Here is a 14,772-nt window from a genome sequence, read left to right on the forward strand (position 1 = left end):
GCGCGCTGAACCTCACGCGTGCCGGGCCTGCAACACCGCGGCCCTTCCGCCCCCGGGTGAGAAGATGGCACCATGTCTGATCTCATCGCGAAACCGTGGCTGTTCAGCCAGCCTGACCAGGATCCCCGCACAGCCACCGGCGCCAGGCTGCGCTGGGGAATCATCGCCACCGGAGGGATCGCCGCTGCGCTCACCCGCGACCTTGAACTTCTGGCGGATGCGGAACTGTACGCCGTCAGTTCCCGCACCCAGGCGGCGGCCGATGCCTTCGCGGCCGACTACGGCTTTGTCCGCGCCTACGGTGACCGGGACGGCGTCAGCGGTTATGCCCGCCTGCTCGCGGACGACGGCGTCGACGTCGTCTATGTCGCCACGCCACACGCCCACCACCACGAGATCGCCCTTGCCGCCCTCAACGCCGGCAAGCATGTGCTGTGCGAGAAGGCCCTGACCGTCAACGCCCGGGAAGCCGCCGAGCTGATTGCGGCGGCCCGGGCAAAGGGCCTGTTCCTGATGGAGGCGGTGTGGAGCCGGTTCCTGCCCAGCATGCAGCGGGCGTTTGAGATCGCTGCCTCGGGCGAGATCGGCGCGGTCAAGTGGGTGGGCGCCGATCTCGGCTTTCCGGCGCCGTACTCGCCCGCCTCCCGGCTCTGGGCGCCCAAGGACGGCGGCGGCGCCCTGCTGGACCTGACGGTCTACCCGCTGCTTTGGGCGCTTGGCACCCTGGGGTTCCCGCAAACCGTCAGCGCCACCGGCTGGCTCAATGACGACGGCGTGGACGCCCAGAACGCCTTGACGCTCGGCTACCACCACGGCGGGCAAGCCCAGCTGACATCCTCTTTGCTGGCGCACGGGCCCCGAACGGCCACCGTCGCCGGCAGCCAGGGCTTCCTGCAGACGTCCGGCTCCATCAACAACCCCAAGGAACTGCTGGTCAGGATCGGCTTCGACGATCCCCGGACCGAGCGGTTCGCGGTGGTCGGGCGCGGCTACACCTACGAACTGCGCGAGGTCACGCGGTGCATCCAGCACGGACTCACCGAGAGCCCGGTCATGCCGCTGGAGGACTCCCTGAACACCATGCGGCTATTCGACGGTGTGCGCGCGCAACTCGGGGTGACCTACCCGAACGACGCCCACTGACCACGTCCCACTTTCCACGTCCCACAGGCACCGGATCCGACGCCTTCCGAGTGTCTCGGTATGCCTACAGTTTCGGTTCCGCTCTGGACTCTCCCGTCGGGGCCGACTTACCCTGTAGGCAATCGTCCAGATTTCCGGGAGCGGGGGTGCGCGCATGGATCCAGCAGCAGCGTCCTCCCGCGCGGGCCGCACCCTGCGCCCCTTGCGCCCCTTGCGCCACGTGCTGTTGGCCGCCGTCGCCGGTGCCGCGTGGTTGACCCTCTCCGGCACGGCCGCACAGGCCGATGACGCGTGCACGTTCTCCGGGACAGCCGACGACGCCGGCGAGAGAGCGGCGGTCGCCGGCTGCATGGACGCCGACGACCTCCCTGTTCCCTCCCTCGACGGCCCGATCTCCGTGGACATCGCTCCGGTACCGGCCAGCACCTGGTCCGCTGGTGCCGTTCCTGGCCCGAGGCCAGATATCGCGGACGTTGATCCCGCCGACGCCGACGAGCCTGCGCAGGCGGACCCGGGCTCGGCGGCCCAGGTTCCGGACTCGGCACCGCCCGCCACAGGGCCGGCGGCAGTCGACCCGGCGCTCCCTGCTCCGGCAGTGACCCCGCCCGTGGTGGACCCCGGCGTCCCCGGTGTGGATCCTGCCGTCCCGGACCCCGGCGTTGTCCCACCGGTTGTTGATCCACCGGTTGTTGACCCACCGGTTGTTGACCCACCGGTTGTTGACCCCGCGGCACCGGATCCCGGCGTTGTTCCGCCGGTTGCAGACCCCACGCTTCCGATTACCGATCCGGCTGGCCCACTGCCCGGTGACCCGGCAGCCGTCCCTCCAGGCGGCGTCGTTCCGGGCGAGGTCCAAACGGGGACGCCGGCGGGCACGCCGGCAGCCGCCGACGGCGCATCGTCGTCGGCCGGCACTCCCACCGCGGGTAGCGCAAAAGCAGACACCGCGAAGGCAGCATCATCAACGCAGCCGGCGCCCGCTACCACCGGTCCCACTGCGGCCCGTCCCCTCGAGGCGTACCATCCCCCGGTCACCCCAGTAACCTACGCGCCCTTGCTGCTGCCTGAGCCCCGTGCGGCGGCGCCTGTCCGGCCTGGCGCTGCCCCTGCGGCCGACCCCCCTGCCGGGACTGGTGAACCGCCGGTTCCCTCCGGCAACCCGGGCCCGAGCCCATGGCATGGCGGCACGGACCTGCCTGCCCCGGAAGCGCTCCCGCCTGCTCCGGGCTCGGGGTCCGGCAGCGGGCACTGCGCCAACGGACCTGCCGGAACAGCTGCGTGGATGCCCAGCCTGTTCTTCTACCTGCCCACCATCGGGGCTGACCCCATCGGCGGTCCGCTCCAGCACGAGTACTCAGCCGTATGCGCTGATCCTGGTTCTTCTCCTGACTAGTCGGGCCGTCTCTGCCTCCACAGAGCACGGCCCCTCGGGCTGCCTTGGCCGCCCACAGTCACCCAGGAGAATCCCCCATGGACTCGACCGTCCACCGCCGGGTATCCGGCACCCCAATTCCCGCCCGCCTGACCCCGTCAGCGCCTTCGCCCTCCACGCCTTCGCCATCCACGCCTTCGCCGTCCACGCCCGGGCTGGCCACGCCCGGGCTGGCCACGCCCGGGCTGGCCCGGGAAGGACTGGCCCAAGGACGGCGCCCTCCCTCGCACCCTGAGCGCTCCGGTCCGCAGCCGCGCCCCGGCTGCAAACCCCGCCCGCCCTAACGCATGCCACCGCTCCCATCAAGGTGCTGTAACCGCCGGAGCGAGGTCGTTGGGTCCGCTGGGGGACCCAACGGCATGCTCCGGCTCCGGCGGACGGGCACCCGCGGATGAGCGGACCGTCAATAAGTACGTCACGTAATGCGCTTCAATACAGGGACCGGCGCCTTTGCCGCAGTGAGCAAATCTGCTGCCTGAACACATCTGCCGCATCGAACTGATCTGCTGCACTGAACAGAAGCGCATACCCGTCCCCCGTATCATTCTTTAGGAGCGCCGCCGGTGCGCACACGGAAGGTATGGGGAAATCGTGGACAGTTCGCCCAACAGCGTCACGGCGGAGCCCCTGGGTGGCCGCTATCAGCTGGGGGAGTTGATTGGCCGGGGCGGCATGGCGTCGGTCTACGCTGCCAAGGACCTGAATCTTGGCCGGGACGTTGCCCTAAAACTCTTCGCGCCTCAATCAGCTGATCCTGACGAGCTTCGCCGCCAGGAGGCAGAGATCCAACTGCTGGCAACCCTGAGCCATCCAAGCCTGGTGACGCTGTTCGACGTCGGGACGGACACCCGGGTTCCCGACGAACCCCGGCCCTTCCTGACCATGGAACTCGTAGACGGCCAGGATCTGCGGACCCGGATCCGCCACAGTCCCCTGCCGCTGGACGAGTTGGCCGTGGTCGGCGCAGGGATAGCCGACGCCCTCGCTTACGTCCACGGGCTCGGCATCGTCCACCGGGACATCAAACCCGCCAACATCCTCCTGGTGCCGGTCCGGCCAGGCGAGCCGCTTCGGCCCAAGCTCACAGACTTCGGCATTGCCCGGATCATCGATGGGACACGGCTTACGTCCACGGGAACCCTGGTGGGAACGGCCGCCTATCTCAGTCCGGAACAGGCCCGCGGCGCCGATCTCGGACCAGCGAGTGACATCTACTCCCTGGGCCTGGTCCTGCTCGAATGCCTCAAGGGCGATGTGGAGTACCCGGGAAGCGCCGTCGAATCCGCCGTGGCCCGTTTGCACCGCGCACCCGTCATCCCGGACGCCGTGCCCGAGGAGTGGGCACAGCTAATCCAGGCCATGACAGTCCTCGACCCGTTGGACCGCCCCTCGGCCGCCGAACTCGAGGCTGCCTTCCGGACCGCCCTCGTTTCCCCCGGGTCCCTGCCGGGGCCCGTCCAAGCGGAGCCCACCCGGACACTCCCAGTCCCGCCGCCGAGGCGGCCCCGCCCATCCCGGCCCGAATCCGCAGGAGCAACGGGAGCGGCGGCGGGAGGAACACGCTCCTTGAGCTGGCTGGACCCGGATGCTCTGCCGCGCCGGCCGCGCCACCGTCTTTCGCATTCGCATGGAGCCTCCTGGTTCCTCCGGGCCGGGCTCCGCACCCGCCTGGCCCTGCTGCTTGCCGGACTGGCAGTCCTTGCTGTCGTAGCAACGGTCGCCGTCACACTGTCCGTCCCGGCGGCCCCCGACGTCGTCCCCTACCCCACCGTTACGGGGCCACTCGGCGATCATCTGAAGAATCTGCAGAAGGGCGTGGAACCATGAGCCATTCGCGAACAGCCGGGCAGGACCACAACGGTCCCAGGTACCGGGTGCCGGCGGGTCTCCTCGCGGGACTGCTGGTGGCCGGGGCACTGGCCGGCTGCGGCTCCCCTGCGCCCGAGCTCGGCCGCGACGCGGCCAGGCAGCTGCAATCCCAGGTTCTGGCTGTCAGCGAGGCTGCGGCCGCCAATGATCCCGCCGGTTCCCTGAAGCACCTTGACGAGCTGCTGGCCCGCCTCGATGCCGCAGCCGCGAGCGGCGAGGTGTCCTCCAGACGCCACCAGAGCATCAAGTCATCGATTGAGGCCGTCCGGGTGGATCTTGCCGCGCAGCAGGCGGCCGAGGCGGCCCGAAAGGCGGCGGAAGAAGCATCGGCTGAACAGGCTGCCGCGGCTCAGGCGGCAGCTGCTGCCCAGACTGCCCCTGCCGCCGTTGCCCCGGCGCCGGCTCCCGCTCCGGTCGCCAGCGATATCGCGAACAGTAACGGCAAATCGAAGGACAAGGGGAAGGGCAAGGGCTGAGGAGCCGCCTACCTGGTGCCGCACCAGATTCCGCGACGGTAAAAGGCCGCGACATCGGCCCTGGCCGCAGACCGACCGGGACGCCTCCGTCGTCACCATCGTCAGCCTGCTTACTATTTCGGAGGAAGTCCGCTAGCGTGGAGAAACGGCCTTGCGCCGGTCAACGACAAGAATCGCGGACTGCCGTCCGCCAATCGAAGGAGTGACGCCTGCATGGCAACTGTTCAGGAATCCATCGAAGTCAATGTTCCGCTGAACCAGGCCTACAACCAGTGGACACAGTTCGAGGAATTTCCGCTCTTCATGAGCGGCGTGGAATCCGTTAGTCAGCTGGACGACACCACTGTCCATTTCAAGACCAGCATCGGTGGAGTCCGGCGTGAGTACGACGCGCGGATCACCGCGCAGGAACCGGACCGGCGCGTGTCGTGGGAAAGCCTTGACGAACCACGGAATGCTGGCACCGTTTGGTTCGAGGACCTCGGCGACGCCGAAACGAAGGTGAACGTCGAGCTGACCTGGGAGCCGGACTCGGCCGCGGAAAAGGTCGGCGCGGCCATCGGCCTTGATTCCCGCCAGGTTGCTGCCGACCTGAAGAAATTCAAGCTGTTTATCGAAGAGCGCGGCGCCGAGACGGGCGGATGGCGCGGTCGCGTGGACGCAGTCGCGCCGGGCGCCACCACCGCCGTGCCGCTCCAGGAGGAGGTGGGCTACGGCGCGGAACCTGCCTTCCAGCGCGTGGACACCGATCCCGACCTTGCCCCCCAGCCGCCCTTCGGCCAGGACCAGCAGCGCTGACCTGGCGTTCGCACTGATCCGGCTGGGTTGCGCTGCCGGACTGGCGGCAAAACGCCCCGCCTCCCTTTCGGGAGACGGGGCGTTTTGCATGGCGACCTAGCGGGCGCCGTGGAGCGCTGCGGGAGCGCCGCGGCGGTGACTACTTGGTCAGCGTCGCCAGCACTTCGCTGAACTTCGCCGAGGGGCGCATGACCGCTGTGGCCTTGGCCTCGTCCGGCCGGTAGTACCCGCCGATGTCCACCGGGGAGCCCTGCACGGCCAGGAGTTCTCCGGTGATGGTGTCCTCATTGGAGTTCAGTGCCTCGGAAACGGCGGCGAAGGCCGCGGCGAGCTCGGCGTCGTCGCTCTGGCTGGCCAGTTCCTGGGCCCAGAACTTGGCCAGGTAGAAGTGGCTGCCGCGGTTGTCCAGCTCGCCGGCCTTGCGCTTCGGGGACTTGTCCTCGAGCAGGAACGTGCCGGTGGCGCGGTCCAGGGTGTCAGCCAGGACCTGGGCGCGGGCGTTGCCGGTGCTGGTGGCGAGGTGCTCGAAGCTGACGGCCAGCGCGAGGAACTCGCCCAGGCTGTCCCAGCGCAGGTGGTTTTCCTTGAGCAGCTGCTGGACGTGCTTCGGGGCGGATCCGCCGGCGCCGGTCTCGAACAGGCCGCCGCCGTTGATCAGCGGCACCACGGAGAGCATCTTGGCGCTGGTGCCCAGTTCCAGGATCGGGAAGAGGTCCGTGAGGTAGTCGCGGAGCACGTTGCCGGTCACCGAGATGGTGTCCTCGCCCTTGCGCAGGCGTTCCACCGTGAAGGCGGTGGCCTCGTCCGGGGACATGATGGCGATCTCCAGGCCCTCGGTGTCGTGGTCCTTGAGGTATTCCTCCACCTTGGCGATCATCCGGGCGTCGTGTGCACGGCCCTTGTCCAGCCAGAAGACGGCGGGTGTGGCGGAGGCGCGGGCACGGGTGACGGCGAGCTTGACCCAGTCACGGATCGGCAGATCCTTGGTCTGGCAGGCGCGCCAGATGTCGCCCGGGGCGACCTGGTGCTCGATCAGCACGGTGCCGGCGTCGTCGACGACCTGGACGGTGCCGGCGGACTGGATCTCGAACGTCTTGTCGTGGCTGCCGTATTCCTCGGCGGCCTGGGCCATGAGGCCGACGTTCGGGACGGTGCCCATGGTGGTGGGATCGAAGGCGCCGTGGGCGCGGCAGTCGTCGACGACAACCTGGTAGATGCCGGCGTAGCTGCTGTCCGGGAGGACGGCGAGGGTGTCGGCCTCCTGGCCGTCACGGCCCCACATGTGGCCCGAGCTGCGGATCATGGCCGGCATCGAGGCGTCGACGATCACGTCGGAGGGCACGTGCAGGTTGGTGATGCCCTTGTCGGAGTCGACCATGGCGAGTTCGGGGCCGTCGTTGAGGCCCTTTTCGATGGCCGCCTGGACGTCGCCGCGGATCTCCTCGGGGAGGTCCCCGAGGCCGTTCAGGATGGAGGCCAGGCCGTTGTTGGGGCTCAGGCCGGCGGCGGCGATCTGCTCGCCGTAGGTGGCGAAGAGGTCAGCGAAGTAGGCCTTGACGACGTGGCCGAAGATGATGGGGTCCGACACCTTCATCATGGTGGCCTTCAGGTGGGCGGAGAACAGCACGCCCTCCTCCTTGGCCCGGGACACCTGGGCGGCGAGGAATGCATCCAGGGCCGCCGCGCGCATCACGGTGCCGTCGATGACCTCGCCGGCCAGGACCGGGAAGGCACGCTTAAGGACCTTGACAGTGCCGTCTTCCTTGACGAGCTGGATCTTGATCTTGGTGTCCGCATCGATGACCACGGACAACTCGTTCGAGCGGAAGTCATCGGCCTCCATGTGGGCCACGTTGGTCTTGGAGTCCGGAGTCCACGCGCCCATGCTGTGCGGGTTCTGGCGGGCGTAGTTCTTGACCGAGAGCGGAGCACGGCGGTCCGAGTTGCCTTCGCGCAGGACAGGGTTCACGGCGGAGCCCTTGATCTTGTCGAAGCGGGACCGGATGTCCGTTTCCTCATCGGAGGTGGGGTTGTCCGGGTAGTCCGGCAGCGCGTAGCCGTGGCCCTGGAGTTCGGCGATTGCGGCCTTCAACTGGGGCACGGAGGCGCTGACGTTGGGCAGCTTGATGATGTTGGCTTCGGGCGTCTTGGCAAGGGCACCAAGCTCGGCCAGGGCGTCGCTGACGCGCTGCTCTTCGGTGAGGTAGTCGCCGAACGCGGCGATGATGCGGCCGGCCAGCGAGATGTCGCGGGTCTCCACTTCCACACCGGCCGTCGAGGCGAACGCCTCAATGATCGGCAAGAACGAATAGGTGGCCAGCATCGGCGCTTCGTCGGTGTGGGTATAGATAATCTTTGCCATTGCTCGGGCGTCTCCCTGAAGGTCTGGGTATTTCCGGAATCTTGTGTTATCTCAACACCCCTAACTTACCCGAGGTGCCCCCGTTGGCGCCTACCGGCGTCGTGCGCGGACGGATAGGTGACACCCCAACACGGCATAACAAGAATTGACAAGCTACTTTACAGGTTAGTCAATTTGCCGTAGTTTCGTTCCATCCAGCGGCCGCCACCAGCGGCCGCCCCGCATTTCCACCGGTTAGGACACCCATGAGAACACCCAAGACTCTGGCCACCAGCCTGCTGACTCTGTCGGCCGCCGCTCTGCTGGCCCTGAGTGCCGCGGGGGCGGCCACCGCCTCCCCCGCCCCGGCCAAGGCACCGGTTTCCGCCTCCGATGTCGCAAGCCACACCGTCACCGAAACGGGGACGGCCGACTACTGGACCCCGGAACGCATGCGCAATGCCGTCCCCGGCGACGTCCTGGCCGACAGGGCCATGAAGCGCAGTGGCAAGGCCGCCTCGGCCCAGGGCCCAGCGGAAACGGGCGCGCCGAGCAAGGTAGAGGCCGCTGCTCCGAAGCTGCAAACCCAGGCGCTCCAGACCAAGGCCAATGCGAGCGAGACCCCCGTCCCGCACATCGGCAAGGTCTTCTTCACCCTCGGCGGCACCAACTACGTCTGCTCCGGCAACTCGGTCTCCTCCGCCAACAAGAGCACGGTCTCCACGGCCGGACACTGCGTGAATGAGGGTCCGGGCGCCTTCGCCACCAAGTTCACGTTCGTCCCGGCGTACCTGAACGGCGCGGCCCCCTACGGCATGTGGACGGCCAAGGCCCTTTACGCCCCCACCCAGTGGAGCTCCGCGGGCGACATGACCTACGACACCGGCTTCGCCGTAATGTCCACGCTCAACGGCCAGTACCTGAGCGACGTCGTCGGCGGCTCCGGACTGCAGTTCAACGCCGCCCGCGGCCTGAGCTACAAGTCATTCGGATACCCGGCCGCGGCGCCTTTCAACGGTGAATCCCTCAAGAGCTGCAGCGGCACCGCCACCAACGATCCCTACAACCCGCAGTTCAACACCCAGGGGATCCCCTGCAACATGACCGGCGGGTCCTCGGGCGGTCCGTGGTTCATCGGCACCAGCGCTTCCGGCTACCAGAACTCCATCAACAGCTATGGCTACGGCAGCAAATCCACCAAGATGTACGGCCCCTACTGGGGCACAGTCATCCAGCAGGCCTACACCACCGCGGCCGCTTCCTAGCCTGAGGGCACGGGCCCCGTTCACGCGGGGCCCGTGCACCCAGCCTTGTCACCCCAGGTGCGTGGACAGGGTGCGTGGATGCCCAGCCTTGTTACCCCGGGTGCGGACCGGGGTGGATGCCCAGCCGTGTTATCCCTAGCGCGGGCACCCCCGCTTTGATTCGCGGCCTGTTTGTTCAACCCTTGATTGCCCAGCCTCTTGTTTAGCCCAACCCTTGTTTCCTCCAGCCTTTGTTACCCCGACCTTATGCACCCCAGCGCGGGGTCACTTGCGGCCCCTCTTCAGCAGTGGGGAGGACGCGGTGGCCCCGCGTTGGCATCAGTCGGCGACGGCGGCTATCCGCTGGACATGCCCTCCCCACACGGCATGGCTTGGACATATACCCTCTATGTCCGGGCCTTGGCGCGAACAATGGGCATGTCCCCCGGGGCAGGTCCTCGACGGTCCGCAATCAATGAGCCTGTCCCCCGGGCTGGTCCCCGGCGCTCCGGCAAGATTGAGCATGTCCCCAGGTTGGCCCGGCCAGCGTCAGGGCTCACGGGACATGCCCTCCTCACACCCCGAGGCCTGGACATATACCCCTGTGTCCGGGCCTTGGCGCGAACAATGGGCATGTCCCCCGGCCGGTCCCCGGAGTCCGTAATGAATGAGCATGTTCCCAGGCAGGAATGAGCATGTCCCCAGGTTGGCCCTGCCAGCGTCAGAGCTCGTGGGACATGCCCTCCCCACACCCCGAGGCCTGGACATATCCCCTTCATGCCCACTCCTTGCCGCGAACAATGAGCATGTCCCCCGGGCAGGTCCCCGGAGTCCGAAATGAATGAGCATGTTCCCAGGCAAGAATGAGCCTGTCCCCAGGCCGGCCCGGCCAGCGTCAAAACTCACAGGACATGCCCTCCCCACGCCCCGAGGCCTGGACATATCCCCCATATGCCCACTCCTTGCCGCGAACAATGAGCACGTCCCGCGGAAAGAATGGGCATGTCCCGCGGGCCGGCCACCAGCCCACTTTTGGGCACAAAAAATGGACATGTCCTCCGGATGAGGGAGGGCATGTCCATTCTTTGTGCGGCTTGGTGGACAGACCTTGGTGGAACAGACCTAGTGGAAGAAGTGGCGGGCTCCCGTGAAGTACATGGTGATGCCGGCGGCGTTGGCCGCGGCGATGACTTCCTCGTCCCGGACGGAGCCGCCGGGCTGGACGACCGCGCGGACGCCGGCATCGACCAGGATCTGCAGTCCGTCGGCGAACGGGAAGAACGCGTCTGACGCTGCCACCGCGCCGCGGGCACGCTCGGGTGCTTCGGACGCGTCGGTTCCGGCTGCCCCGCCGGCGGCATCGACGTCGGACTCCACGGTGACGCCGAGCGTGTTGGCGCGCTCGACCGCGAGCTTGCAGGAATCGAGCCGGTTGACCTGGCCCATACCGATGCCGACGGCGGCACCGTTGTCCGCGAGCAGGATGGCGTTGGACTTGGCTGCGCGGCAGGCGGTCCAGGCGAACGCGAGGTCGGCCAGGGTGGCGGCATCGGCGGCGTCGCCCGCGGCAAGGGTCCAGTTCGCGGGGGTGTCGCCGTCGGCGTCGACTTTATCCGTGGCCTGGACCAGCATGCCGCCGGAGACCTGGCGGAACTCGGTCGGGTAGCGGCCGTATCCGTCGGGGAGGGCCAGGAGGCGGATGTTCTTCTTCTTGGACAGGATCTCCACGGCCTCTTCGTCGAAGCCCGGCGCGATGACGACCTCGGTGAAGATGCCGGCCACGGTGCGGGCCATGCCGGCCGTGACCGTGCGGTTAGCGGCGATGACGCCGCCGAACGCGGACACGGGATCGCAGGCGTGGGCCTTGGCGTGGGCGTCGGCGATGGGGTCCGCGGCGGAAGCGGAACCCACGGCCACGCCGCAGGGGTTGGCGTGCTTGATGATGGCGACGGCAGGCTCGGCGAAGTCGAAGGCGGCGCGCAGGGCGGCGTCGGCGTCGACAAAGTTGTTGTAGCTCATGGCCTTGCCGTGGATCTGGTCGGCCTGTGCGATGCCGGCCGGGGCGGCCTTGTCCACATACAGTGCGGCCTGCTGGTGCGGGTTTTCGCCGTAGCGGAGCACCTCGGAGCGTTCCAGGGCCAGGCCGGCGTAGGCGGGCCAGTCGATCACGCCGTCGCCGTCCTCGTCGCGGAACTGGCTGGCGGTCCAGGTGGCCACGGCGGTGTCGTAGGCCGCGGTGTGCGCGAACGCCTTGGCGGCGAGCCGGCGCCGGGTCTTCAGGTCAAAGCCGCCCGAGGCGGCCGCCTCCACCACGGCACCGTAGGACGACGGGTCCACCACGATTGCGACGGCGGCGTGGTTCTTCGCGGCGGAGCGCACCATCGCGGGGCCGCCGATGTCGATCTGCTCGACGACGTCGTCCGGCGCGGCACCGGACTTCACGGTCTCCACGAAGGGGTAGAGGTTGACGACGACGAGGTCGAACGGCTCGATCTCCATGTCCGCGAGGGTCTGCATGTGGGCCGGGACGCGGCGGTCCGCGAGGATGCCGCCGTGCACGCGCGGGTGCAGGGTCTTGACGCGGCCGTCCAGCATTTCCGGGGAGCCGGTGACTTCCTCGACTTCCTGCACGGGGATGCCCGCGGCGGCGATCTTCTTGGCCGTGGAGCCCGTGGAGACGATCTTGACGCCGGCGGCGTGCAGGCCTTGAGCGAGCTCCTCCAGACCGGTCTTGTCGTAGACCGAAATCAGTGCCCGGCGGATGGGAACTCGGTCGATGGATACACGGTCAAGCTGCGTGAAGCTCACAAAAGTCTCCGTCTTATATCGCGGCGGGGCCGCGGGTGGTGGGGATGCGGCCAGTTTATCGCGTCCCGGCGCCGGGCCGTCCCGCGCGCCAGAGTGTGAAGCACACCCGGGCCGCGGCCGGGGCACGTAGAGTTTTCACAGGAGGCCAAGATGAACACGTACACCACTGTGCCCAGCGGCGAACAGGTGGTCCAGGAGCTGCCGTGGCGGTGGAAGGTCCAAGGCCGGATCTTCCTGATCGGCGGACTGGGCTTCATGTTCGATGCCTGGGACGTCACCCTCAACGGCATCCTCATTCCGTTGCTGTCCAAGCACTGGTCGCTGAGCCCGGGCGATGCCGCCTGGATCGGCACCGCGAACCTGATTGGCATGGCCCTGGGCGCCTTTGTCTGGGGCACCATCGCGGACACCATCGGCCGCAAGAAGGCCTTCACCGCGACCCTGCTGATCTTTTCCATCTTCACCGTGCTCGGCGCGGTTTCCCCTGATTTTCTGTGGTTCGTCGTGTTCCGTTTCCTGGCCGGGTTCGGCCTGGGCGGCTGCATTCCGGTGGACTATGCGCTGGTGGGCGAGTTCACTCCCCGCAAACAGCGTGGCCGGGTGCTCACCGCGATGGACGGCTGGTGGCCGATCGGCGCGGCCCTCTGCGGTTTTGTCTCCGCCGGCCTCGTGGCCCTGTACGGGGACTGGCGGCTGACCATGCTGGTCATGGTGCTCCCGGCGCTGCTGGTGTTCTGGATCCGCCGCAGCGTGCCCGAATCCCCGCTGTTCCTGATCCGCAAGGGCCGCCGCGAGGAAGCCGCGAAGGTGATCGACAACCTGGTCCGGGCCACGGGCGCCGAGGCCCGGGTCTACAGCCTGCCCGAACCGCAGGATGCGCCCCGCCTCTCGGCAGGCAGCGCATGGACGCAATTGCGCGCCCTCTGGCAGTTCAACTGGAAGATCACGACGGCGGCATGGGCCCTCTTCTTCAGCATCCTGCTGGTGTACTACCTGTCGCTGACGTGGATGCCGCGGATCCTGATCGGCGCCGGCTTCGAGGAGTACAAGGCCTTCCTGACCACGGCGTCGATGGCCGCCGTCGGACTCCTCGGCGTGGTGGTGGCCGCTCTGCTGGTGGAGCGGGTGGGCCGCAAGTGGATCCTGGCGATCACCGGTCCGCTGTCGGCCCTGACGCTGGTGATTGTGGCGATCGTGGTGGACATCCCCACCGCCGCCGTGTTCTGGCTCCTCGTGTTCGGCTTTGTGGTGCAGGTGGCCATCCCGGTGCTCTATGCCTACGTCTCCGAGCTGTACCCCACGGAGCTGCGCGGCTCCGGCTTCGGCTGGGCCTCGACATTCTCCCGGCTCGGCGCCGGGTTCGGCCCGCTGATCTTCGCGGCCTTCCTGTGGCCGGAACTGGGGCTCGCGACGTCGTTCGCGCTGGCCGGCGTCCTGGTGCTGATCTCCGTGCTGTGGATGGCGTTCTTCGCCCCTGAAACCAAGCAGCGCCGGCTCGAATAACGCGCCCACACCACCCGTTGCGCTATCACTTCAGGCGGTTCTGGGTGCTGCGAGACCACCTCAAGTGATAGCGCATCGGGGAAATCAGGCGGGCGGGTCAGGCGGGGGCGTGCTGGGCCGCGGCCAGGGTCGCCAGGGTGGAGACCAGGAGCCGGCGCTCCACGACCTTGATGCGCTCGTGCAGGGATTCCTCGCTCTCGCCGTCCCCGATCGCCACGGCTTCCTGCGCGATGATGGGGCCGGTGTCCACCCCGGCGTCGGCCCAGTGCACCGTGCAGCCGGTGACCTTCACGCCGTAGGCCAGTGCATCGCGGACACCGTGGGCGCCTGGGAAAGACGGCAGCAGCGCCGGGTGCGTGTTGAGGTATTTGCCGCCAAACGCGTCGATGAAGTCCGCGCTGACAATCCGCATGAAGCCTGAGGACACCACCACATCCGGGGCGAAGCCGGCGACAGCCTCGGTCAGGGCCGCATTCCAGGCTGCCCGGTCCGGGTAGGCCTTGAAGTCCACCACGAACGTGGGAATCCCGGCGGCGGCGGAGCGCTCCACCCCGAAAGTCCCCGGCCGGTCCGCGCCGACGGCGGCGATCTCGACGTCGAGCGCGCCGGACGTCACCGCATCGATAACTGCCTGGAGGTTGGAGCCGGTGCCGGAAACGAGGACAACTATGCGCATGGTCCTAGCTTATGGGGCCGCTCGCGTAGGCTGGAAAACATGAATTCCCCCACGGACTCCGGCAGCGAGCCGGGCCGGCAACCCCGCGATACGGCTGTCAAAGAATCCGCGCGGCTGACCCACACCCTATTCCGGCTGTTCATCGTCGCGGTCCTGGGCTCGTTCTTCGTCTTCCAGCTCGACGTGAGCTACCTGTGGCTGACGGCGCTCCTCACGGCGGCCGGGATTGTGCTGGGCGTCGTGGTGCTGATCCGGGCCGTGAAGTACAAGGAATCCCGGCTGGTCCTGTTCGGCACGATTTCCGGGCTGGTGGTCTCGGCGGTGATGCTGCTGGTGATCCTGGCCTCGACGCTGTTCTTCAACCAGATCCGCGACTACCAGCAGTGCGTCCGCCACGCCCTGACGGAGCAGTCAACGTCCGCGTGCAGGACGCAGCTGGAGAACTCCATGCCCACGGGGCTGCGCTAGCAGCTGCCCCGGAA

At 67.9% G+C, this 14,772-nt stretch carries 11 protein-coding genes; 8 read left to right on the forward strand and 3 right to left on the reverse strand.

The genetic code is table 11. The features are described from left to right. Positions 1-72: 72 nt before the first annotated feature. The 5 genes from AC1DR1_RS11350 (at position 73) to AC1DR1_RS11370 (ending at position 5,718) form a co-directional block, all read left to right on the forward strand. Complete coding sequence (locus tag AC1DR1_RS11350) at positions 73-1,143, forward strand: Gfo/Idh/MocA family protein (RefSeq protein WP_229992932.1); 1,071 nt, start codon at positions 73-75, stop codon at positions 1,141-1,143. A gap of 154 nt (positions 1,144-1,297) precedes the next feature. Then, positions 1,298-2,536, forward strand: coding sequence for a hypothetical protein (locus AC1DR1_RS11355; protein ID WP_476992595.1), 1,239 nt, complete (start codon positions 1,298-1,300; stop codon positions 2,534-2,536). Between the two features lie 627 nt (positions 2,537-3,163). Next, the gene (locus tag AC1DR1_RS11360) at positions 3,164-4,402 is read left to right on the forward strand and encodes a serine/threonine-protein kinase (RefSeq protein ID WP_364747507.1); all 1,239 of its coding nucleotides are present in this window, start codon (positions 3,164-3,166) and stop codon (positions 4,400-4,402) included. Next, the gene (locus tag AC1DR1_RS11365) at positions 4,399-4,920 is read left to right on the forward strand and encodes a mucin-associated surface protein (protein WP_476992596.1); all 522 of its coding nucleotides are present in this window, start codon (positions 4,399-4,401) and stop codon (positions 4,918-4,920) included. The genes AC1DR1_RS11360 and AC1DR1_RS11365 overlap by 4 nt, the downstream gene beginning before the upstream one ends. A 213-nt stretch (positions 4,921-5,133) precedes the next feature. Further along, a complete protein-coding gene (locus AC1DR1_RS11370; RefSeq protein ID WP_229996098.1) occupies positions 5,134-5,718 on the forward strand; it encodes an SRPBCC family protein in 585 nt (194 codons plus the stop codon). Between the two features lie 139 nt (positions 5,719-5,857). Here the strand turns inward: AC1DR1_RS11370 and AC1DR1_RS11375 are convergent, their stop codons facing one another. Then, complete coding sequence (locus AC1DR1_RS11375; RefSeq protein ID WP_229996099.1) at positions 5,858-8,080, reverse strand: NADP-dependent isocitrate dehydrogenase; 2,223 nt, start codon at positions 8,078-8,080, stop codon at positions 5,858-5,860. A 245-nt stretch (positions 8,081-8,325) separates the two neighbouring features. Here AC1DR1_RS11375 and AC1DR1_RS11380 point away from each other — a divergent pair, with 245 nt between their 5' ends. Continuing rightward, positions 8,326-9,324 carry a trypsin-like serine peptidase gene (locus tag AC1DR1_RS11380; protein ID WP_229996100.1) on the forward strand — a complete coding sequence of 333 codons (999 nt, stop codon included), beginning with the start codon at positions 8,326-8,328 and terminating at the stop codon, positions 9,322-9,324. Positions 9,325-10,425: 1,101 nt separating this feature from the next. Here AC1DR1_RS11380 and purH read toward each other — a convergent pair. After that, the gene (purH, locus tag AC1DR1_RS11385) at positions 10,426-12,111 is read right to left on the reverse strand and encodes a bifunctional phosphoribosylaminoimidazolecarboxamide formyltransferase/IMP cyclohydrolase (protein ID WP_229993993.1); all 1,686 of its coding nucleotides are present in this window, start codon (positions 12,109-12,111) and stop codon (positions 10,426-10,428) included. 150 nt (positions 12,112-12,261) lie between these two features. Here purH and AC1DR1_RS11390 point away from each other — a divergent pair, with 150 nt between their 5' ends. Beyond that, on the forward strand, positions 12,262-13,614 hold the full coding sequence (locus AC1DR1_RS11390) for an MFS transporter (protein WP_229993994.1): 1,353 nt from the start codon (positions 12,262-12,264) through the stop codon (positions 13,612-13,614). A gap of 97 nt (positions 13,615-13,711) precedes the next feature. Here AC1DR1_RS11390 and purN read toward each other — a convergent pair whose 3' ends face one another. After that, entirely contained in the window at positions 13,712-14,290 is a 579-nt protein-coding gene (gene purN, locus AC1DR1_RS11395; protein ID WP_229993995.1) for a phosphoribosylglycinamide formyltransferase, read from the reverse strand. A 39-nt stretch (positions 14,291-14,329) separates the two neighbouring features. Here purN and AC1DR1_RS11400 point away from each other — a divergent pair, with 39 nt between their 5' ends. Next, the gene (locus AC1DR1_RS11400) at positions 14,330-14,758 is read left to right on the forward strand and encodes a hypothetical protein (RefSeq protein ID WP_229993996.1); all 429 of its coding nucleotides are present in this window, start codon (positions 14,330-14,332) and stop codon (positions 14,756-14,758) included. Positions 14,759-14,772 lie beyond the last annotated feature (14 nt).

The sequence above is a fragment of the Arthrobacter sp. P4_F10 genome (assembly GCF_056401435.1).